At 47.2% G+C, this 20,660-nt stretch carries 16 protein-coding genes; 14 read left to right on the top strand and 2 right to left on the bottom strand.

Annotated features, from left to right (window positions below; translation table 11 throughout):
* Window positions 1–582 (top strand): PD-(D/E)XK nuclease family transposase (locus tag TPRIMZ1_RS18805; protein WP_010258738.1); only part of this gene is annotated, 582 nt, incomplete at its 5' end.
* A gap of 231 nt (window positions 583–813) precedes the next feature.
* On the opposite strand, the gene nrdR is transcribed toward TPRIMZ1_RS18805, so the two are convergent.
* Complete coding sequence (nrdR, locus tag TPRIMZ1_RS0110375) at window positions 814–1,284, bottom strand: transcriptional regulator NrdR (protein WP_010258736.1); 471 nt, start codon at window positions 1,282–1,284, stop codon at window positions 814–816.
* 164 nt (window positions 1,285–1,448) lie between these two features.
* Here nrdR and TPRIMZ1_RS0110370 point away from each other — a divergent pair, with 164 nt between their 5' ends.
* The 13 genes from TPRIMZ1_RS0110370 to TPRIMZ1_RS0110305 all read left to right on the top strand — a co-directional run bounded on the left by TPRIMZ1_RS0110370 (window position 1,449) and on the right by TPRIMZ1_RS0110305 (window position 18,140).
* Window positions 1,449–2,582 (top strand): glycosyltransferase family 4 protein, encoded by a 1,134-nt coding sequence (locus tag TPRIMZ1_RS0110370; protein WP_010258733.1) that lies wholly within the window; start codon window positions 1,449–1,451, stop codon window positions 2,580–2,582.
* Window positions 2,583–3,117: 535 nt separating this feature from the next.
* Window positions 3,118–4,380, top strand: coding sequence for an ABC transporter substrate-binding protein (locus tag TPRIMZ1_RS0110360; RefSeq protein WP_010258730.1), 1,263 nt, complete (start codon window positions 3,118–3,120; stop codon window positions 4,378–4,380).
* Between the two features lie 92 nt (window positions 4,381–4,472).
* Window positions 4,473–5,348, top strand: coding sequence for a carbohydrate ABC transporter permease (locus TPRIMZ1_RS0110355; RefSeq protein WP_026043664.1), 876 nt, complete (start codon window positions 4,473–4,475; stop codon window positions 5,346–5,348).
* 17 nt (window positions 5,349–5,365) lie between these two features.
* Window positions 5,366–6,205, top strand: coding sequence for a carbohydrate ABC transporter permease (locus tag TPRIMZ1_RS0110350; RefSeq protein ID WP_010258720.1), 840 nt, complete (start codon window positions 5,366–5,368; stop codon window positions 6,203–6,205).
* 38 nt (window positions 6,206–6,243) lie between these two features.
* Window positions 6,244–7,488, top strand: a complete 1,245-nt coding sequence (locus TPRIMZ1_RS0110345; RefSeq protein ID WP_010258715.1) for a uroporphyrinogen decarboxylase family protein — start codon at window positions 6,244–6,246, stop codon at window positions 7,486–7,488.
* 121 nt (window positions 7,489–7,609) lie between these two features.
* A complete protein-coding gene (locus TPRIMZ1_RS0110340) occupies window positions 7,610–8,569 on the top strand; it encodes a uroporphyrinogen decarboxylase family protein (RefSeq protein ID WP_157784219.1) in 960 nt (319 codons plus the stop codon).
* Window positions 8,570–8,730: 161 nt separating this feature from the next.
* Window positions 8,731–9,855: a GntR family transcriptional regulator gene (locus tag TPRIMZ1_RS0110335; RefSeq protein WP_010258709.1), complete on the top strand. Its 1,125-nt coding sequence runs from the start codon at window positions 8,731–8,733 to the stop codon at window positions 9,853–9,855.
* Window positions 9,856–10,100: 245 nt separating this feature from the next.
* On the top strand, window positions 10,101–10,808 hold the full coding sequence (locus TPRIMZ1_RS0110330; RefSeq protein WP_232616802.1) for an ABC transporter permease subunit: 708 nt from the start codon (window positions 10,101–10,103) through the stop codon (window positions 10,806–10,808).
* A gap of 14 nt (window positions 10,809–10,822) precedes the next feature.
* Entirely contained in the window at window positions 10,823–11,734 is a 912-nt protein-coding gene (locus TPRIMZ1_RS0110325) for a carbohydrate ABC transporter permease (protein ID WP_026043662.1), read from the top strand.
* Between the two features lie 74 nt (window positions 11,735–11,808).
* Window positions 11,809–13,287 carry an ABC transporter substrate-binding protein gene (locus TPRIMZ1_RS0110320; protein ID WP_010258699.1) on the top strand — a complete coding sequence of 493 codons (1,479 nt, stop codon included), beginning with the start codon at window positions 11,809–11,811 and terminating at the stop codon, window positions 13,285–13,287.
* 95 nt (window positions 13,288–13,382) lie between these two features.
* Complete coding sequence (locus TPRIMZ1_RS0110315; RefSeq protein WP_010258696.1) at window positions 13,383–14,396, top strand: uroporphyrinogen decarboxylase family protein; 1,014 nt, start codon at window positions 13,383–13,385, stop codon at window positions 14,394–14,396.
* A 21-nt stretch (window positions 14,397–14,417) separates the two neighbouring features.
* Window positions 14,418–15,434: a uroporphyrinogen decarboxylase family protein gene (locus TPRIMZ1_RS0110310; RefSeq protein ID WP_010258693.1), complete on the top strand. Its 1,017-nt coding sequence runs from the start codon at window positions 14,418–14,420 to the stop codon at window positions 15,432–15,434.
* Between the two features lie 33 nt (window positions 15,435–15,467).
* Window positions 15,468–18,140 (top strand): glycosyl hydrolase-related protein, encoded by a 2,673-nt coding sequence (locus TPRIMZ1_RS0110305; RefSeq protein WP_010258690.1) that lies wholly within the window; start codon window positions 15,468–15,470, stop codon window positions 18,138–18,140.
* A gap of 8 nt (window positions 18,141–18,148) precedes the next feature.
* Here the strand turns inward: TPRIMZ1_RS0110305 and lon are convergent, their stop codons facing one another.
* Window positions 18,149–20,659, bottom strand: a complete 2,511-nt coding sequence (lon, locus tag TPRIMZ1_RS0110300; RefSeq protein ID WP_051004309.1) for an endopeptidase La — start codon at window positions 20,657–20,659, stop codon at window positions 18,149–18,151.
* Window position 20,660 lies beyond the last annotated feature (1 nt).

Here is a 20,660-nt window from a genome sequence, read left to right as displayed (position 1 = left end):
CAGGCTAACCGGGTTGTCTGTATCATCATCATCAATGATATTCTCATTCCCGAGGAAAAGGATTATTATAATAGATATGCCCTGCTGAACCGGGAAACGGGGACCGAATTTAGCGATTTATTGGAAATCAACACCCTGGAACTGCCCAAGCTGCCGGAACAGAGCGACGGTTCAGACTTATATATATGGTCTCAGTTTTTCACCAGCGAGACCGAGGAGGATTTCATGATGGTAGCGGAAAAAGACCCGGTAATAAAGAAAGCGGTGGCCACGCTGATGGAACTGAGCGAGGACGAGCGGGAACGGTTACTGGCGGAGTCCCGTGAAAAGTTCCTGTATGACCAATATCATCGGGAAAAGGAATCCTACGAAAAGGGCCTAAGCGCCGGCCGGGAGGAAGGTATTATCTGGGGTGAAGCCAAAGGCAGAGAGGAAGGTAAAGAGGAAGGCCGGGAAGAAGCTGAGGAAAAGGCGTATCAGGAAAAGCTGGAGTCCGCCCGGAAACTTAAGGCCAGGGGCTTTTCCGGTGAGGAGATTTCCGGCATTTTACAACTCGTACCCGGGGATATCGCCAAACTCTGAACCTAAAAATAGCAGGCCAGGCAGAACCGGGCGGCCGCCTGCGATAACTCTACTGTCACCCCTCCAAAAACCACTCCCAAGCGAACGACACCATAGCGATGGGTAACGGCGGCGGAGTTTCAGGCAGACCACCTGCTCCGGGTACCTTTTTGGACCTATTCCCCGGGCTTTCTGTACCCGTCGACGTCCCCCCGCCGACGGGTAAGAAACCCAGCCCCAATCTATATCGCCTCAAGGATGCGGCGGGACTTCTCCCAATTTTTGTATTTCCCGCACAAATTCTTCTACATTTTCAAAATGACGGTACACCGAGGCAAACCTGATATAGGCCACCTTATCCAGAGCGCTCAGCTTTTGCTGGACTAAATCGCCTATGGCGGCGGCATCGATCTCGTGGTTTACCTTACCCATGATGGCCGTGGCGTCCTCTATTTCATTGATGAGGTTCTCGATACTCATCTGGGATACCGGCCGTTTTTCCAGGGCCCGCTGAACCCCGCGCTCAATCTTTTCCCGGGCAAAGGGTTCCCGGCGGCCATCCCGCTTTATCACCATGAACTGCTTGTCCTCAGTCCTCTCATAGCTGGTAAACCGGTATCCGCAGCCGTTACACTCCCGCCGGCGCCGTATGGCATCCCCATTGGCCAGAGTCCGGGATTCTATTACCTTGTCGTCAAAATTCCCGCAGTGGGGACAGCGCATATCCTACCTCAATGGGGCTATATATAGCGTTACACCTATAGCGCACAATTCTTTATATAACATTATATCACGCTATACATTGTGTCGCAAGTGGAAAAGGGTGGGAAAAAAGGAATATCTTAAAAATAAATTTTCCGTTAGAATATACCATAGAGGTATGTATAATGAAGGTTGGTATCGACACCTTTAACTGCGACGGCGGGACATCCGGGGTCGGTGTATATCTTTCCCAAATATTAAAACGAATTCCTCCCTCCGGTGACCTCTATGAGCTCTTTGGATGGGATTATGACCGTTATGCCTATACAGAAACCGCTCCGGACCTGGAATTTATTTCAAAATGTCATTTCAACGGCAATACCGCCAATACCATCTGGCATATTCATAAGTACCCGGAATTTGCGGCACAGCGGAAGTACAATGCCTGTTTCTTCCCCGCTGCCCATAAGCAGCTGCCCCAGGGTTCCCCCTGCCCAAGTATTGGGGTGGTTCATGATATGGCGGCCTATTGGGGAAGGCGGGGTGTCCGGGAACATTTGGGGATGATACTCCGCATAGGTCTCCCCCGGGCTCTGCGCCATCTGGACCGGATCATTGCGGTAAGCCAATGGGTTAAACAGGAGTTGGTTGAGCGGATGGGGGTCAAGGAATCTTTGGTTGATGTGATTCCCAACGGGATTGATCTATCGGTTTTTTACCCCCGGCCCCAAAACGAGGAAAGCGTGGTACTGATCCAGCCCTTCAGTTTCCGCCGTCCCTACATACTCTGCGTTTCCCGGCTGGATCATCCCGTTAAGAACCATGTCCGGCTTATCAAGGCCTTTGATATTTTTAAGGAACGAACCCGGTTCCCCCACCGCCTGGTCCTGGCCGGTTCGGACAGCAACCGTGCGGATATTATCAAGAACGCCGGGGCTTTGAGCAAATATCGGGGTGATATCTTTTTTACCGGCCATTTTCCGGCAAAAAATCTCCCTGAGCTCTATTCCGGCGCCGATATGGTGGTGGTTCCCTCCCTGTATGAGGGAGGCGGTTTAGGGGTACTGGAAGCCATGGCTTCAGGGGTACCCGTGGCCTGTTCACGGTCCGCGGCCCTGCCGGAAGTGGCGGAACACGCCGCCCTGTATTTCGACCCCACCAGTCCGGAGGATATGGCGGATCGTATGGTTACCATGAGCACCAACCGGGACACTTACCTGGAATGCCGCAGCCAGGGACTCAAGCGGGTAGAAGCATTCTCCTGGGATCGCTGTGCGGAAAAAACCCTGAGGGTTATTCAGGAAACTGCGGGGCACTAAGGGCAGCGGGATTTATCAGCAAGCTTCGCTGTGAACGCCAGTCATTCATAGTAAAAAACCGTCCATATTTGTTTTTTTACGCCACAGTTCTACTAGTTGCAAATAAATTTCATGTACCCATACGGCCTTTGAAACGGATGCTCCATACGGGCTCAGCGAACCAAAAACAGTGAGCATCCCGGGGAAGCTGATAATCAGGGATTCCTCAATGGGGATAGGGGGAAATTGCGGTACCTGCCATTTGAAAAATAATGCATTATATTGAAAAAAAATTGATTGACAGCTCAATATTCCCATGGTACCATTTTTTATGTTTTTTATTATGATAAAATTGTTAAGGCGTTTCTCTTTGTATAACACGGAATAAATCCCTGGTTTGGCGGGTTTGATGGGTGGAGTAGTTGTTGAAAGGGATTGATCGCCCTATCCGTTGTCTGAAAATTGCTCTGGTTAATGCCATGGTCCTATTTTGGACGGAAGATTAATTTAGTAAAAAGCACAGCTTGTGCTTAATTAATATTGAGAGGGAGTAAAAATGAAAAAGATTGTAACGGTATTGGCAGCAGTGATGCTGCTAACAGGAACTATTACAGCAGTTTCGGCGGGCGGTCAAAAGGGCGGTTCAGGTGAGGCAAGTTCTATCACGATTACCCATGATAAAACAGGGGCGCCGGACTACCATCCCTATTTTGTCAAGGCAGGCCAGGATCTGAAAGCGGCGACCGGCATTAGTCTTGAACCGGTTGGATATCCTTCCACCGACGTGTACACCGCAGCAACCCGCTCGGCATTGCCGACCAACTCGGCGCCGGATCTCTTTTCTTGGTGGGCCGGTGCGTGGATTCAGGATCTGCAGAAAAACGGACTCCTGGCGCCCACTTCCGCTGTTTGGGATAAGTACAAGGCGGATTATTCCCAGGGTATCCGGGATATGTATACCATTGACGGACAACAATATGCGCTGCCCTGGGGGGTGGAATACTGGCTGGTGTACTACAACAAGGAAATCTATTCCCAGCTTGGCTTAAATGCACCGGCGACCTGGGATGAATTTATTTCCAACTGCGCCAAGATCAAAGCGGCGGGTAAGACCCCGCTGCAGCAGACCATCGTTGACGAATGGCCTGCCTTCATTACCTTTGAAGAAATTGCCGGCTCCGTGGATCCCCAACTGTACAATGACCTCTGTACAGGCAAAAAGAAATGGACCGATCCTGCGGCGGTGGGAATCTTCACTACCTGGAAGGACATGATCGACAAAGGCTACTTTACCGATCCATCGGTCAACTACTTCAGTGATGTGCCCCGGCTCTTTAACGACAATCAGCTTGCCATGATCATTGGCGGTACCTGGTTCTTAAAGACCAACCTTATTGACACAGGCGTGCCGGAAAGCAAAATTGGTTTCTTCTTCATTAAAACTAAGGACGGCAAAAACCGGGCGATCCTGGAACCCTCGCCGATCCTGGTTGCTAAGAACGCACCCCATCTGGACGCGGCAATGAAGGCGGTGGATTATTTCATGAGTCCCGTGGGTAATACCTTCCTGGCAAAGCAGGTGGGAAGCTTCCCGGTGAATTCCAAATCCGATACCTCGTTCCTGTCTCCCATGCAGCAGGCCATACAAAAAGAAATTGTGGATGGTAATTACATTACCCTTACCCGTTTCTGGGAAAATATGCCAACGGAACTTATGCTGCAGGTTAACGCTAAATTCCAGGAATTTATTGTAAGCCCCGCAAACCCGCAGGCTATTTGCGCGGATATTCAAAAACTCTGCGATGCCTATTTTAAATAGCGCCGCATTGTAGTAAAAGTAATGCCGGAGGGTACTGTGGTAAGCGCCGCATCCCTCCGGTATTATTAATCACTAAAAGTTTGGAGCAGATTTTGAATAAACTATTTCATCGATGGGGTTATATTTTTGCTTTCCCGGCAGTTTTTGTAGTAACCGTTATGTTTATCATTCCCATGTTCCAAAACATATACCTCAGCCTGTTCGAAAGTGACGGCCTTTCGGCAATGAAATTTGTCGGTTTCAACAATTACGTCCATATGTTTCTCGATAGTAATTTTCTTCGTTCCGTGTTGAATTCGCTTATATGGGTAGCCTTTACCATTGTATTTTCTGTAGGCGCCGGTCTCCTGGTGGCAGTATTTGTAAATGGTATTAAGGGAGAAACCCTTATCAAGTCGGTGTTTTTTATGCCCCTGGCTATTTCCTTTGTTTCTGTTGGAGCAATCTGGTGGTACATGTATTCAAAAGAATACGGTGTGTTGAATGAGTGCCTGCGGCTCCTGGGAATCAATGTAAAAGTTGATTGGCTGTATAAGGTTCCTACCAATAACATTTCCCTGCTTATTGCCTGGAGCTGGCAGCAGCTTGGGGGAAATCTGGTGATGTTTCTTATGGGCCTCACCTCAATACCTGCGGAACAGATTGAAGCTTCCCGTATTGACGGCTGCAATAGGTGGAAAACATTTATCTACGTTACCTTTCCCATGCTTAAGCCAATCACCACCGTTGTGGTTGGTATGGCCATTGTCAACTCCTTCAAGGCCTTTGACCTCATCTATATCATGACCCGGGGCGGCCCGGTGCGTTCCTCGGAAACTCTGGCGGTGAGTATGTTTGTCGAAAGTTTTCAGCGTAACCACCAGGGCTATGGCGCGGCTATCGGAGTATTTCTTACCCTGCTCATCCTGCCGATTACCGCTATCTATATGAAAACAACCTCCGCAGTGGATCATGCGGATAATAAATAGAAGGGGAGGGCGGTAAAATGAAACGAAAAAATCCGGCTGTCGGCATTTTAGTGTACCTCTTTTTAATAGTCCTCTGTTTAATTTGGCTGTTGCCCATTGTTTCCACCCTGATGGTTGCTTTTAAAACACCGGCGGAATATCTAAATACCAAATTCTATGAGCCGCCAAAAAGTTTTTATATACTAAACAATTTAAAAGAAGTTTTTACCTATTATCGCTTGCAAATAAACTTTTTGAATTCACTGATCTATTCTATTAGCGGCGTTTTCTTCTGCGTTATCCTTTCATCTACCGCGGCGTTTGCGGTTACTAAACTTCGTCCCAGGGGCAGTTTTTTTATCTTTTTGCTTATTTATAGCGGCACTATTTTTCCCTTTCAGCTCTACCTCATACCATTAATGCGCACCTACAATTTTTTGAACATCTATAACACCAAGTTCGGCATGATACTGTTGTATTCCGCCATATGTACCCCATTTGCAACATTTTTGTACCGCGGTTATTTTCTGAACATGGATAATCAGATCATGCAGGCAGCCATGATAGACGGATGCGGGCCGGTGGGAATATTTTTTCGTATTTATCTGCCCCAGTTAAAAGCGCCCACCGCGGTGGTAGCATTATTTCAGGGAATGTGGATTTGGAATGATCTGCTCTTTGGCATGATCCTTTCTTCAAGCGAAAAGGTCAGACCCATCATGGTGGCGGTAGCCCAGTCTACCGGTACCGGTGGAGGAAAAATTCCCGTTATGATGGCCGGAGTAATTTTTACATCCATCCCCACCGTATTATTATTTATTGTTTTACGAAAGTATTTTATTAAGGGATTTACCATGCAGTCCGGTCTTACTGAATAGAAATAAATGTGTTCTTATAGTTATAGGAGGATTAAACAATGACAAGCAGAGAAAGGGTAATGGCTTCCTTGAATTTTAAACAGCCCGATCGGGTACCCATAGACTTTAATGCCCATCGATCCAGCGGCATTAATGTAATAGCGTATCAAAATTTACGCAAATATCTGGACCTTCCTCCAAGTCCGCTGTATATATACGATATTATCCAGCAGCTTGCTATTGTTGAACAGGATGTACTCGATAAATTCGATGTGGACACCTTTCAGCTTGGCTGCGACTTTGATAAAAAACCGGAATACTGGAAGGACTGGGAACTTGAAGATGGTACCCCCTGTAAGGTTCCGGTCTGTGTTGATGTGCGCCGCCAGGGAAACGGTAGTTTTATCTATAATTCTAAGGGGACCATTGTCGGCAAGCAGCCGCAGGGTTGTTACTATTTTGAACAGGCCCTATATCCCCTGGCTAATGATGATGAAAAGGATGATTTTTCCGATTACGATGATATACAAAACGATGTGATGTGGCTCATGGTTCCCAGTCCGCCCATGCCAATAGATTTTAAGACCCCCGCCGGCGCCCGGGAGCTGCGTGAAATTGCCGCTGCCACCAGGGGAAAAACTGATCGGGCAATTTACGGTATCTTTGGTGGTAATCTGGTGGAAACCGCCCAATATATATTCCGCATGGATAATCTGCTCTGCGATCTTTTGGCAAACCCCGAGCGGATACACAAATTTTTAGATGTATTGTTGGATAGGCACATGGTCAACCTGAAGGCCTACCTTGATTCGGTGGGGGATTACATTGATGTGATCGGTTTTGGAGATGATATGGGTACCCAGGGTGGTCCCCAGTTTTCACCGGAAGTGTACATGGATTTCTTTTACCCGCGGGAAAAGAAAATGTGGTCCTATATCCATGAACGCTTCCCGGCAATGAAGATCTGTCTCCACTGCTGCGGCGGCGTCCGTCCCTTAATGCCCCTCTTGGCTGACGCTGGTCTTGACGCCATTAATCCGGTACAGTTTACCTGCAAAGATATGGCCCTGGAGGACTTAAAAAAGGAACTTTACGGCAAGCTGACCCTTTGGGGCGGCGGCTGTGATACCCGTAGGATGCTTCCCCAGGGAAAGCCTAGCGAGATAGGGCCCCACGTGAAGAAGAACCTGGAGATCCTGAACAATGGTGGGGGCTTTATTTTCCAGCAGGTCCACAATATCCTTGCGGATATTCCCCCGGTCAATGTAGTGGAGATGTTTAAGGCTGTTCGGGATTTTTGTTAACGACCAATAGATAATAAGAGAAGGATGCTAAATTATGGGTGATTATACGAGAATTGTCGACGCGGTTAGAAATAAACAAAGCGGGTGGGTATCTTTATATGATCATATTGTAGCAAATAATGTGATTGAAGATATTATTAATAAAAAATTTTCCGATCTGATCAACGGTGGTAAACCGGAGCTGAATGAATATTTCAGGATATACAATAATTTTTTTGAAGATATGGGGTATGACGCCATACCGTTCGAGTGTATTATCTCCGATGTGTTGCCGGGAAACAAGGCTTTGTACGGACACGAACCGGGGTCAGTTCACACTATGGAGGATTTTAATAAGTATCCCTGGGAGAAGGTTCCCGAATTATTCAAAGAAAAATATTATCCCCTGTTTCAGGCATTTAGCAATAATCTTCCTGCGGGGATGAAAGGGGTAGGTGGACCGGGGAACGGTGTTTTTGAATGTATCCAGGACATTGTGGGCTATGAAAAATTATGTATCATGAAATATGAGGACGAGGAATTATTTCCATTACTCTTTCAAAAAATGGGCGATGTTATAGAACAAATATGGAAAGATTTTATACAAACCTTTTCCAACGCCTATTGTATTATGCGCTTTGGGGATGATTTAGGATATAAAACCAGTACCCTGCTGTCCCCGGATGATATCCGCGAACATATATTACCCGCCTATAAGCGGGTAATAAACGTGGTGCATGGCAACCAACACCCCTTTGTTCTCCATTGCTGCGGTAAAATATTCCCAGTTATGGATGATTTGATAGGGATTGGGATAAACGCGAAACATTCAAACGAAGATCAGATTGCCCCCTTCCCCTACTGGGTTGATACCTACGGCGACAGGATTGCACTATTTGGCGGTATCGACATGGATCATCTGGTCAGGGAGGATGAAAAACAGATCGCCGAACTGGTCAAGGAAACCTGTGCCTACGCATCAAAGCGCTGCGGATTTGCCCTTGGTTCCGGCAATTCTATTGCGCCCTATGTTCCTGCGGCAAATTATTTGGCCATGAACAGGGCGGCGAGGGAATTTCGGGGGGAGAAATTCAGAACTTAGTATACTAGGTATATCTCTACTATTTTATGTTTTTCTTTACTGGTTAAAATTTCAGGAAAAATAGTTATTTTCCAAATTTAAATTCTTTTTTCTCGACAAATCCATCAAACATGGTATAATAAGAGCCATATACCTCGTAGTAGAACTTAAGGAGTTAGGCTATGGAAGTTAAGGTTCCCAAGTATGTTTTTCTTAAGGAAGAACTGCTCAAAAAGATGAAAAATGGAGAATTAACGTCCGCTGCCCGTATCCCTAGTGAAAATGAACTCAGCAGGCTCTATGGGCTCAGTATTATGACGGTACGCAAGGCGCTTTCGGATCTGGTATACGAAAACAAGGTTGTACGCATCAAGGGAAAGGGTAGCTTTGTAGCAGAATCAAATGCCAGAGAACTCGTCCATCCCAAATCGGCGGACACGGGGATCGTTGCCCTGGTGGTTATGTACTATGAACAAACGGAAAGTACGATCATCAACATCATCAGCGGCGCTCAGGAGGTTTTTGCCACCGGCGGTTACTCCATGGTGCTGGAATGCAGCAATAAGAATGTCTCCTCTGAGGTGGATATTATTGACAAATGTATTCGCAGCAAGGTTGAAGGGGTCTTGATATTTCCTACTGACCCGAACGCAAATGTGGGTAAACTTTCTGAATTGGAAGCCATGGGTATACCCCTGGTGATGCTGGACCGCTGGTTCGATGATTTTCCTTGTACGGTGGTTTCTTCTTATCACATGGATGGTATGTGTCAGATTACCCAGCACCTGATTCAGAAGGGGCACCGGAAAATTGCCTTTGTTGCGGCCGAGCATACTATCCTGGCGAATGAAGCGCCGGAACACATCACCTGTGTGCATAGAGAGCGGTTGGCCGGCTATAAAGCGGCGTTGAAACAGAACGATATACCCTTTGAAGAAGGGCTGTGCCTTATGGGCGAAAAATTACAGTATCAAACCTTGGACAATCTGATTGAAAATAATGGAGTTACCGCCTTTGCATGCATCAATGACCGGATTGGCGTCGATGTGTTAGCCTATCTTAAAGGCAGAGGTATCAGGGCGCCCGAAGATATATCAGTGACCGGCTTTGATGATAATCAAAATGCGAAACAAGAAAACCTTACCACCATACGGCAACATTTCCAGGAACTCGGAGAAATAGGCGCGCAAAAACTGTTGGAAAGGATTCAGGGTGATGTTGGGAAAAGCCGGACCATATTACCGGTAGAGCTGGTTGTCAGAGGCTCCTCAGGGATGGTTAATAATCAATTTGGGAGACAGGGGTAATTGATATGATGCCAAAAAAACGCAAAGGATTTTTGTTTAAGCTCTGGCGTTGGCGGGCATTTTTTGTGCTCATGCTGCCTGCCATAGTGATTTTGATAATAAATAACTATATACCCATGTTGGGGGCGGTTATTGCCTTTAAGAACATCAAGTACTCCTATCCGGGTTTTATAAGGAATTTGATTGAGAGTCCCTGGGTCGGATTTCGCAATTTTGAATTCCTATTTAAGTCAGGATCATCATGGTTGATAACACGGAATACACTTCTCTATAACTTTGCGTTCATGATCATCGGAACAATTTTGGCTGTTTTCTTTGCAATAATAATAAATGAGGTTGCCAATAAAAAATTGGCAAAGGTATATCAGAACATCATTTTTCTCCCTTATTTTATTTCTTATGTGGGTATTGCTTCTTGTGTATATGCTTTCTTAAACTACGATTCAGGCCTCGTAAACAGAACCATATTACCCATGCTGGGACTCCAGCCGGTGGATTGGTACAGCCAGCCTAAATATTGGCCCCTCATCCTTACAGTGGTTTGCCAATGGAAATGGGCTGGATATAATTCTGTTATGTACCTTGCAGCCGTTAGTGGTATTGACCAGACCTATTACGAAGCTGCCATTGTTGATGGAGCCAACCATTGGCAAAGAATTCGCTACATTACCCTTCCCATGCTGAAGCCTTTTATCATCATATTAAACCTCCTGGCCCTGGGAAGAATATTTTATTCGGACTTTGGGCTTTTCTTTCAGACTACCATGAATTCAGGGATGCTTTACCCTTCAACCATGGTGATAGATACCTATGTGTACAATGCCATGGCGACTACCGGTGATTTCGGGATGTCTGCGGCGGCGGGCTTATATCAAGCCCTGGTTGGGTTTGTTCTTGTCTTATCGGCGAACCTTTTGGTGCGTAAGATGAGCCCTGAAAACGCGATTTTTTAAGAAGGAGATATATTATGAAGAAAAAATATTCAGTTTCTTCAGATCGATCACCGCCTTGGGCGCGTAGGTTGATATATATACTCCTTACCCTTATCAGTATAGCTTGCCTCTTTCCTATACTATTGGTGTTTGCCATAAGTATTTCTGACGAAGCGACAATTACAAAATACGGTTACGAGATTGTCCCCCGCGTGTTAAGCCTGCGTTCCTATGAATATCTTCTTTCAGATTTCAGGCAGATTATGCGTGGATACGCAGTATCCATAGCGATCACCCTTATCGGGACCGTTATGGGCACGCTTATTACCGCCATGATTGCCTACCCCCTTTCCAGAAAAGATTTCCACTTTCGCAAGTTTTTTACGCTTTTTGTGGTTTTTACCATGCTCTTTAACGGAGGGCTTGTCCCCTGGTACTTGGTATATGTAAAAATGCTGGGAGTCAAAAACACCATCATCCCCCTCATCATGCCCCTCCTGTTAAATGGTTTTAATGTGATAATTCTTCGCACTTTTATTTCAGCAAATATCCATCCCGCAGTAATTGAATCGGCCATTATGGATGGCGCCGGGGAACTGCAGATTTTTTTCAAAATAGTGCTTCCCCTTTCTGTTACGGGGCTTGCGGCAATCGCGTTGCTTATTAGTCTTAATTTTTGGAATGACTGGTATAATGCGCTGCTTTTTATCGACACAAAAAAATTATATCCCCTGCAGTTTTTAATGTACCGGGTGAATATATCGATCCAAGTACTCAACACATCGAGTTTTATTCCTGATGCGGCTTCTGCTGCGCAGGTGCGTCTTCCCAATGAAACTGCACGCATGGCCATGGGCATACTCGGCATAGGCCCCATTATTCTGGCCTATCCGTTTTTGCAGAAATATTTTGTGCGGGGTCTAACATTGGGTTCAGTGAAGGGCTAGACTTTGAATTAGCGTAATAACAGTAGAGGCCTTGGCTGAAACTGTATTGCAATATTTTTTAGAGGAGAAAGATCATGAAACAATTTTTTTCTACGATAAGTGTTTTACTTATCCTGTCGGTGGCCACAGCCTTTGCAGGCGGCGGTCGGCAACCAGGACAATCAGCCTCGGGGGATACCTCAAAGCAGGTAACCATTGACTGGTATTGGGTTGAAAATCTTGAAGAACCTGATAACGATCTTATCAGCTCTGAGATCAGTAAGCTTGTCCAACCAAGGATCAACTCCAAGGTTCAAATGCATGTGTTTGACTGGGGTTCCTATACTACGAAGATCGATCTAATGCTGGCCGCCGGTGAAAAAATTGATTTAGTCAGCACCGTTACACTTCCTTTTCACCAGATGGTCGCCAAGGATTACTTCCTGCCTTTGGATGAACTGTATGCCAATTATGGCAAGGAGATGGCCCAGTACATGAATCCCTATAACCTTGAAGGGTGCCGCGTTAATGGAAAACTCTACGCAATTCCCACGCCAAAAGAGGCAGGTGGTTGTTATGGTTATCTTATCCGTAAAGACTATGTGGAAGCCACAGGGGTTGATCTTTCCAAAGTAAAAACAATGGAAGATATGACGGCGATTTGGGCAAAATTCAAAGCCTACGATCCTAATTTTTCTATCTATAACAATGCCATTGCGTATATTGACTTGATGGGCTTCCAGGTGCTTGGAGACGGCCCCGGCCGTATCTATAAAAACGAAAAGGCGGAGGTTGTCAACGAATTTGAACACCCGGCTTTCCAGGAAATCGCCAAATTATGGCATCAATGGTACGAGGCAGGCTACATCAATAAAGAAACTGCTACCCCTAATTTTGCGCATACTGCGGCCCTGAGGGATAATAAGATCCAGGCGTTAGGCGGCCAGTGTAAGGAAGGAATTGAAGCTGAAGTAGGATCGGGCATTGGCGGGAAATATGAATTTGTTAAGGTTATTATTCAGCCGCCCATAGCGCTCACCTTTAGCGGTTATGAATGCGCCTTTGCCATTCCCCGTAACAGTGCCAATCCTGAACGAGTTATGATGTATCTCAACCTTTTATTATCAGATCCTGCGGTTCACAACCTTGCAAACTTTGGTATCGAAGGACGCAATTATGTGACCCTGGCGGATGGCCGTATAGACTTCCCCAAGGGAGTAGACGCTGCGAATCTAACCTATATCCCCAATGCGATTTGGGAAAATGGCAATGCCTTTATCAGTAAGTGGTGGAATACCTACCCGGTAGATCACCCGGCCAGGCTCAGGTTCTATAATACAACCGTGCAGCCTTCGGTGGCGCTTGGCTTCACCTTTGACGCCGATCCGGTAAAATCCGAAATTGGGGCTTGTGCAAATGTTACCAACGAATTTCGCTATGCCATACTTTCGGGAGCCCAGCCTCTGGAAAATTATTTGACCCGCATGCAGCAGCAATACAAGGCTGCCGGAATCGATAAGATCATAGCGGAAAAGCAGAAACAGCTTGCCGCATGGTTGGCAACGAAAAAATAGGTTTAAAAAATGCAGTCTAAGGGCATGTTCCATCCGGGCCGGCTCTTAGACTGTGGATCCTTCAGGGCGGAAGACATTGATAAAGGAGACAACCTATGACCGGTAAGGAACGCGTTTTAAAAACCCTGGAATTTAAAAATCCGGATAAGATACCGCTGGATTTATGGATTTTACCGGCGGCAAATATAAAATATGGCGACAAACTTGATGCATTACTTGAACGGTACAACTTTGACATCGGCGGAACTTCCGGGCCTTTTGATCATGGTTTTACTCCGGAATATTATGTACCCGGTTCTTATACCGATCCCTGGGGTTGTGTTTGGACCATGCGGCAAAAGGGCATTATTGGAGAAGTAAAAGAGTATATCCTTAAGGATGATGATAGACTGAATGATTATAAAGCGCCGGTTGATTTTTTCAAATTATGGTGGGGTACAGAAAAAGACGGCATTGACAAACGGCTTGCGGAGGAACGGCGGAAGGGAAAATTTATAATCGGAGGTTGGATAAGTATTTTTGAAAGGATGCAATTTCTGCGGGGAACTGAAAATCTTTTCTGTGATATCGCGCTAAAGGAAGGTAATGTAGAGAAACTTGCGGCTATTGTTACCGAATTTTTTCAGGTTTATATCGAGAAATGGCTTGAATGTGATATTGATGCGGTCGCATTTGGGGATGATTGGGGTTCTCAAATAGCTCCCCTTGTTTCACCCAATGACTTCCGCGGGATTTTCAAACCCCTGTATAGAGAATTAATAATAAAGATAAAGAATAAAAGCAAAAAAGTTTTTTTTCACAGTGATGGGTATATTTTTGATATATATGATGATTTTATTGATCTTGGCGTTGATGCGGTTAATTCTCAGATTTCATGTATGGGCGTAGAAAAGGTGGCTAAAAAATATGCCGGGAAAATTACCTTTTGGGGAGAATTGAGCAGGCAGGATGTGCTGCCCTTTGGAAAACCTGATGATGTACGTAAGGCGGTACATCAATTAAGGCAGAATTGCTTTGTAAACGGCGGCGGTCTTATCTGGTTAAGTACTATGCACAGCGATGTTCCCCTTGAAAATCTGGAAGCGCTGTTGCAGGCCTGGACTGAATAGTAATATACGAAGGGAGATGACATGACAGGCAAAGAGCATTTTTACGAAATTATTCAGCATAAAAGTAAACATAGTGGATTCTGGCACGGAGACCCCAATCCTGCAAGTATCAAAAAAATATATACCCATTTCGATGTAAAGAATGACATTGATCTTGGGCTCAAGCTGGGATCGATATGTCGATGGGTACTGCCGGATAAATGTAATTATTGGAAAAATCCCGATATGCCCATGTGGGATGTATTGGACGGTGCTGAGCGGACCAGTTTAAGCCAAAATGGGGTATTTGCGGAAACCGAAAGCGTGGCGGAAGTGGAAGCCTTTCATTGGCCAAATGTAAAGGATGTGGATTTTACGGAAACCCTGGAGGAAATAGACAAAACGATCGCCGCAGGCCAGGCGGTACTGTCCGGCGCCTGGGCCGGGTTCTTTCATAATGTCTGTGATTTTTTCGGTATGGAAAGTTATTTTATGAAGATGCATACCGATCCGGAGGTAGTTGATGCGGTAACAAACCATGTGGTAGATTTCTATCTGGAAATTAACGAGATGCTGTTTAAGCAGGCAGGAAATAAAATAGATGCCATGTTTTTTGGGAACGATTTTGGCAGCCAGCGGGATCTTTTGATTTCCCCGGAAAGTTTTGACCGGTTTGTGATGCCCGGTTTTGTAAAATTTACGGAACAGGCGCACCGGTATGGGTATAAGGTGGTTCTTCATTCCTGCGGTTCAATTTACCGGGTTATTCCCCGGCTTATTGACGCCGGTGTGGAGGTGCTACACCCTATTCAGGCGTTGGCAAAAAATATGGACGCCGAATATCTGTCAAAAAACTTTAATGGGCGGATCATTTTCATGGGAGGCGTGGATACCCAACAGCTCCTGCCTTTTGGTACTCCCCAGCAGGTACGGGATAGGGTGCGGCAATTACGGGATCTCTTTGGACCGAATTACATAGTCTCCCCAAGTCATGAGTCCCTCTTGCCCAATGTCTCCATGGAAAATATTGAGGCCATGGTAGAAGCAGCCCGGGAATGATATATTAGAATGGTAACGAAGGAAAAACCAATTATGATGCAGCCTAAAAAAATACTCTACCTTGCCAGTACCCACTGGGACAGGGAATGGTATCTATCTTTCCAGTCCTTTCGCTTTCACCTGATACCTACATTGGATAAGGTTATTACAATCTTGGAACAGGAACCTGATTTTTCCGTGTTTGTTCTTGACGGACAAACTATCCTGCTGGAAGACTACTTGGAAATCAAGCCGGAAAACCGCCGCAGGTTGGAAAAATTGATTGCCGATGGAAGGCTAAAGGTGGGTCCCTGGTATACCATGCCGGACGAAATCCTCTGCTCCGGTGAAAGCCTGGTGAACAATTTGCAGTTTGGTTTTTCCCTGGCCCGCGAATTTGGTGCGGAACCCATGAAGTATGGGTATGTATGTGATATATTTGGCCATATAGCCCAGCTTCCTCAAATCCTGAACAGCTTCGGTATAGAGGGGGCTCTGCTGGGACGGGGCACAAACAACTACAACTGCGGCGCCCACTTTATATGGCAGTCACCGGACGGCAGCCGGTGCATCACCTTTAAGGTGCCGGAAGAATACGGATACGGCACTTTCCATTATGATGTAATCGCGCCCTACCAATCGGGTAAAAATACCAATACGGAGGACATGGTCTCCCGGGCAATAGAATATGTGGAAAAAGAATTGGCCCGCTCTCCGGTACCCTACGTAATTTTGATGGATGGCATGGATCACGAAACAATTCATGAAGAATCGCTCCTTCTGGCCAGAGAACTTGCTGAAAAATTTGACTGCCCCGTGGAATTCGGATCGCCGGATCAGCTTTTACCGGAGCTTATGCAATACGCCAAAGAAATGTCCGTGCACGCGGGTGAATTGCAAGAAACCGCACGGGAACTGGCGGAACATAATAAACTTATTCCCAACACCCTGTCCAGCAGATATGATATTAAATTATGGAACGACCAATGCCAGACCCTGATGGAGCGGTCGGCGGCGCCCATGGCGGTACTTGCCGGCCTTGCGGGAAAAACGGTTCTGGCTAACTTTTTTTCCGTAGCCGGAAAACTGATAGCGGAAAGCCAGGCCCACGATTCAATCTGCGGCTGTTCCATCGACGCGGTTGCATACGATGTTTTGAATCGTTACCGGCAGGCAGAAACCATCTGCCGTGAAATTATTGATTTTACCACCGCAGCTGTTACCGATCTTGTGGATACAGGCGGGGAGAGTGACTATTTAAAACTGACCCTGTTCAATACCGAACCGGAGGATTTTTCCGGGGTTATCCGGGCCTGTATTGATTTTCCAATTGAATATTCTGCCCGCAATTCTTTTCTAGACTATGAACCCTACAATATGTTCACTATTCAGGATGCCTCAGGAACAGGGATCCCCTATCAGCTTCTGGATGTAGAATTTGGCCGTTTTGTTACCCGCCCTCAGCAATTTTACCGGAAAAAACGTGACCGGTATTACGTTGCTCTTCCGGTAAATATTCCCGCCATGGCCTGTACGGAGCTAAAAATATGTCCCAACAAAACTCCGGTACGTAACGCAGGAACCCTGCTCTCAAGCCCCCGTTCCGCAGAAAACGATCATATGCTTCTTACTATAAACGAACAGGGAACCCTAACCCTGAAAGACAAACATACCGGAAGGGTGTACACCAATCTGCTGAGCTTCCGAAATTATGGTGAAACCGGTGATGGCTGGTTTCACCGGCCTCCGGTGGGTAATCCGGTCACCCTGGATCAAGGCTGTGCGGTTACGGTGGAGTTGACCCTGGATGGCAGTGAGCTTTGTGTCTTTACTATAACAAAATACATACGCTTACCTTCTAATCTGGAAAAGAGTGAATTGAAAACCAAACGCAGCGGTGAAACAAAGGAAGTTTCAATACGCTCAAAAATATACTTCACAAGAACTTCCCGGTGGATAGAAGTGGAAACTACTATCGATAATACTATTTTAGATCATAAAATGACCGTGGCTTTCGCCACAGGGTTAAATACGCCGGAATATGAAACAGACCAAGCTTTTGCCATTGTTTCACGCAGAGCCGGCGTTCATCGGGAAACCAACACTTGGAAAGAATATGACCGGGGCGAACATGGTTTTAGCAATCTGGTGATGCGCCGGGACGCAAAAACCGGCGGGGGTTTAGCCTTTATTTCAAAGGGAGGTATGCATGAGTGTGCGGCTCATACCGACGAAGAAGGCGCCCTGGAAATAACCCTGTTCCGTTCATTCGGCAATACCGTTTTTACTAACGGTGAAAGTGACGGTCAACTTTCCGGCATATTACATTTTAATTTCGCCCTGCTGCCTCTGAATTCAGGGGACAGTAACGGAACTATTATTAAGCTGCGGAATAGTTATATAAACACCCCATGGTGCTATTCCACCCGTATACCCGCCGACAGGGGCCTTAAAAGTTCCACCCCTGCATTTAAGCTGGAGAGCAATAATATTACCCTGTCTATTCTCCGCCCCGCAAAACAGGAGGGTTTTATCTGTGTGCGGCTTATAAATTACGGTGATACGCGGGAAACGGCGCGTCTTCTCTTTGGCGCATCTATTGAAGAGGCCTATGCGTCTAATCTGTTGGAAGAAAAACAGGGCACCGCCGTTTTCAAGAACCGGGAGCTTAGCTGCAGTTTGGATCCATACAAGATAGGTACTTTTATCGTGAAACTGAAAGGCTAGCCGGCTGCTTATTCGGCAGCGGGGGGGGTCTCGGCGGGTTTCTGAATTCCCTTTTCAAACAGTATTCCAAACGCTTCCTCTGCGGTCTCCACAAATTCTACCGCTATGGATGCGTGAATATCCTTGTCCAGTTCGTCCCAGTCTTCCCGGTTATCCGCCGGAAGAATGACCCGTTCCATACCGTTGCGAATCGCCGCCAGAAGCTTTTCCTTAAGTCCTCCGATGGGCAGCACCCGTCCTGTGAGGGTTAGTTCCCCGGTCATGGCGATGGCAGGCTTGGGGGCAATACCGCAGAGAGTGGAGAGCAGTGATGCTGCCAGGGTGATCCCCGCGGAGGGGCCGTCCTTGGGGATGGCCCCCTCGGGAACATGGACATGAAAATCGGTCTTGCCTATATCGGTAAGTTTGAAATCGTAGCGGTCCTGGACGCTCCGAAGGTAGGATAGGGCGATCCGGGCGCTCTCCTTCATCACATCCCCCAGGTTACCGGTGATGATCAGATCTCCGCTTCCCTCAAAACTGCTGGTCTCCACGGGCAGCATGGCGCCCCCGGTTTCGGTCCAGGCGAGACCGTAGGAAACTCCGACCCGGGCTTCCTTAAAGACCACATCGTTTTTGTATTTCCGCCGGCCGAGCAGTTTTTCTAAATCCGCCCGGCGCACGGTTCTCGTAAAGGTATTCAGGGGCTTGTCCCCGGAAGCTCCGTAGCCCTTCTCCACGGCATAACGGGCAATACGGCGTATACACCGGGCTATCTCCCGCTCCAGGCTCCGTACCCCGGACTCCATGGTCCAGTGCCGGATAATTTCCAACAGGGCGTCATCCTTAAACTGTATCTTCGCCTCAGAAAAACTATTTTCGGCTAACTCTTTGGGAACCAGAAACTGTTTAGCTATGGCCAGTTTTTCCATTTCCCCATACCCCGGGATTTCAATGATCTCCATACGATCCAGCAAAGGGTAGGGGATGGTATGCAGTGAATTGGCGGTGGCGATGAAGAGCACCTTGGAAAGGTCATAGGGCAGCTCCATGTAATGATCCGTAAAGGTGGAATTCTGCTCCGGGTCCAGCACCTCAAGCAGGGCCGATGCGGGGTCTCCCCGGAAGTCGCTGGAGAGTTTATCTATTTCGTCCAGCAGGAAGACCGGATTTACCGAAGCCGCCTTCCGCAGGGACTGGATGATCTTCCCCGGCAGGGCGCCCACATAGGTCTTCCGGTGGCCGCGGATCTCCGCCTCGTCACGGACGCCGCCCAGGGATACCCGGACAAAGTTACGCCCCAGGGCCCGGGCTACGGACTTACCCAGGCTGGTTTTTCCCGTCCCCGGGGGCCCCACAAAACAGAGTATGGGACCTTTAATACGCGTATTTTCTTCACCCTGTAAACCAAGCTGACGGACGGCGATAAATTCCAGGATCCGTTCCTTGGCTTTTTTCATGTTAAAATGATCTTCGTTTAGTATCCGTTCCGCTTCCTTAAGGTCCCCCGAATCGGGGGTGGATTCGCTCCAGGGGAGATCCCCTATCCATTCAAGATAGCCGCGGAGCACCCCCGCCTCCGGAGAAAAGGGTTGGAGCTTTTGCAGCCGTTTTATTTCCTTCCGGGCTTTAAGGAGAACCTCTTCACTGGGATTTCTTTCCAGGATGATCCGATCCAGTTCGGCAAATTCATCATCTACCCCATCCTTCCCCAGTTCCTTGTTTATCTCCTTAAGCTGTTCGTAGAGATAGTATTCCCGCTGGCTCTTCTCCATCCGGCTTTTTACTTTGCCGCTGATATTTTTCTGGATGCCGAAGATCTCATTTTCCGTCTCCAGGGCTTCCAGAATAGCTTCCATCCGCTCTTCGGTGCCCGGGATTTGCAGGAGCGCAACTTTTCTGTCCGGTTTAATCCCAAGGGCATTACAAATAAGGTTACCCACCCGTTCCGGGCTTTCCGACTTTTCCACGGACAAAATAGTTTCGGTGCTGATCTTCTTGGAATATTCCGCATACTGGGCAAAGGAACGCTGCACCGCCCGTATCAGAGCCTGGGCCTGGGAATCGTCACTTTCCTGGGTTTCAGGGGATACCATGGGTTCTATGGAAACCGTGGAGAAACTGCCCTTCTTTTGGGTTGCGGCGATGATACCCCGGTATTCCCCCTGGAGAACCACCCGGAAGGTATTGTCGGGGAGCTTCATATGTTGCAGCACCTTTACTACCGTACCGGCTGCATAGGTTTCCCCGTCAAAGCCCAGGGGATAATTCGAAGGCGCCCCGCCGGCCGTATCCTTGGACTTTGCTTTTCCCTTCGCCGTTTCCTTGGCTTTGACTGCCGCCGGGGAAGGGCTTTCCTTGAGACAGGCTGCAAAAAGGCGGCTGTCCCGTTTCAGGGCGTCTTCCAGGGCGGTGATCCCGGACTTGTAGGTAATAAAAATTGGGATAACCGTATGGGGAAATAAAACCAGCTCCCGCAGGGGGAGCAGGGGAAAATCTTCAAGGGTGTTTTTTCCTTTCATGGGTGAAAGGAATTTCATG

Source organism: Treponema primitia ZAS-1, from assembly GCF_000297095.1.
Taxonomy (GTDB): Bacteria; Spirochaetota; Spirochaetia; order Treponematales; family Breznakiellaceae; genus Termitinema; species Termitinema primitia_A.
Note: the sequence above shows the minus strand (reverse complement) of the source record. Positions and strands in the feature narration are given on the sequence as shown.

What these genes read in the sequence shown, in the direction of transcription:
- nrdR (WP_010258736.1), bottom strand. Translation starts at nt 1,284, where the DNA reads ATGCGCTGTCCCCACTGCGGGAATTTTGACGACAAGGTAATAGAATCC.
- TPRIMZ1_RS0110320 (WP_010258699.1), top strand. Translation starts at nt 11,809, where the DNA reads ATGAAACAATTTTTTTCTACGATAAGTGTTTTACTTATCCTGTCGGTG.
- TPRIMZ1_RS0110350 (WP_010258720.1), top strand. Translation starts at nt 5,366, where the DNA reads ATGAAACGAAAAAATCCGGCTGTCGGCATTTTAGTGTACCTCTTTTTA.
- TPRIMZ1_RS0110370 (WP_010258733.1), top strand. Translation starts at nt 1,449, where the DNA reads ATGAAGGTTGGTATCGACACCTTTAACTGCGACGGCGGGACATCCGGG.
- TPRIMZ1_RS0110345 (WP_010258715.1), top strand. Translation starts at nt 6,244, where the DNA reads ATGACAAGCAGAGAAAGGGTAATGGCTTCCTTGAATTTTAAACAGCCC.
- TPRIMZ1_RS0110310 (WP_010258693.1), top strand. Translation starts at nt 14,418, where the DNA reads ATGACAGGCAAAGAGCATTTTTACGAAATTATTCAGCATAAAAGTAAA.
- TPRIMZ1_RS0110325 (WP_026043662.1), top strand. Translation starts at nt 10,823, where the DNA reads ATGAAGAAAAAATATTCAGTTTCTTCAGATCGATCACCGCCTTGGGCG.
- TPRIMZ1_RS0110305 (WP_010258690.1), top strand. Translation starts at nt 15,468, where the DNA reads ATGATGCAGCCTAAAAAAATACTCTACCTTGCCAGTACCCACTGGGAC.
- lon (WP_051004309.1), bottom strand. Translation starts at nt 20,659, where the DNA reads ATGAAATTCCTTTCACCCATGAAAGGAAAAAACACCCTTGAAGATTTT.
- TPRIMZ1_RS0110315 (WP_010258696.1), top strand. Translation starts at nt 13,383, where the DNA reads ATGACCGGTAAGGAACGCGTTTTAAAAACCCTGGAATTTAAAAATCCG.
- TPRIMZ1_RS0110335 (WP_010258709.1), top strand. Translation starts at nt 8,731, where the DNA reads ATGGAAGTTAAGGTTCCCAAGTATGTTTTTCTTAAGGAAGAACTGCTC.
- TPRIMZ1_RS0110360 (WP_010258730.1), top strand. Translation starts at nt 3,118, where the DNA reads ATGAAAAAGATTGTAACGGTATTGGCAGCAGTGATGCTGCTAACAGGA.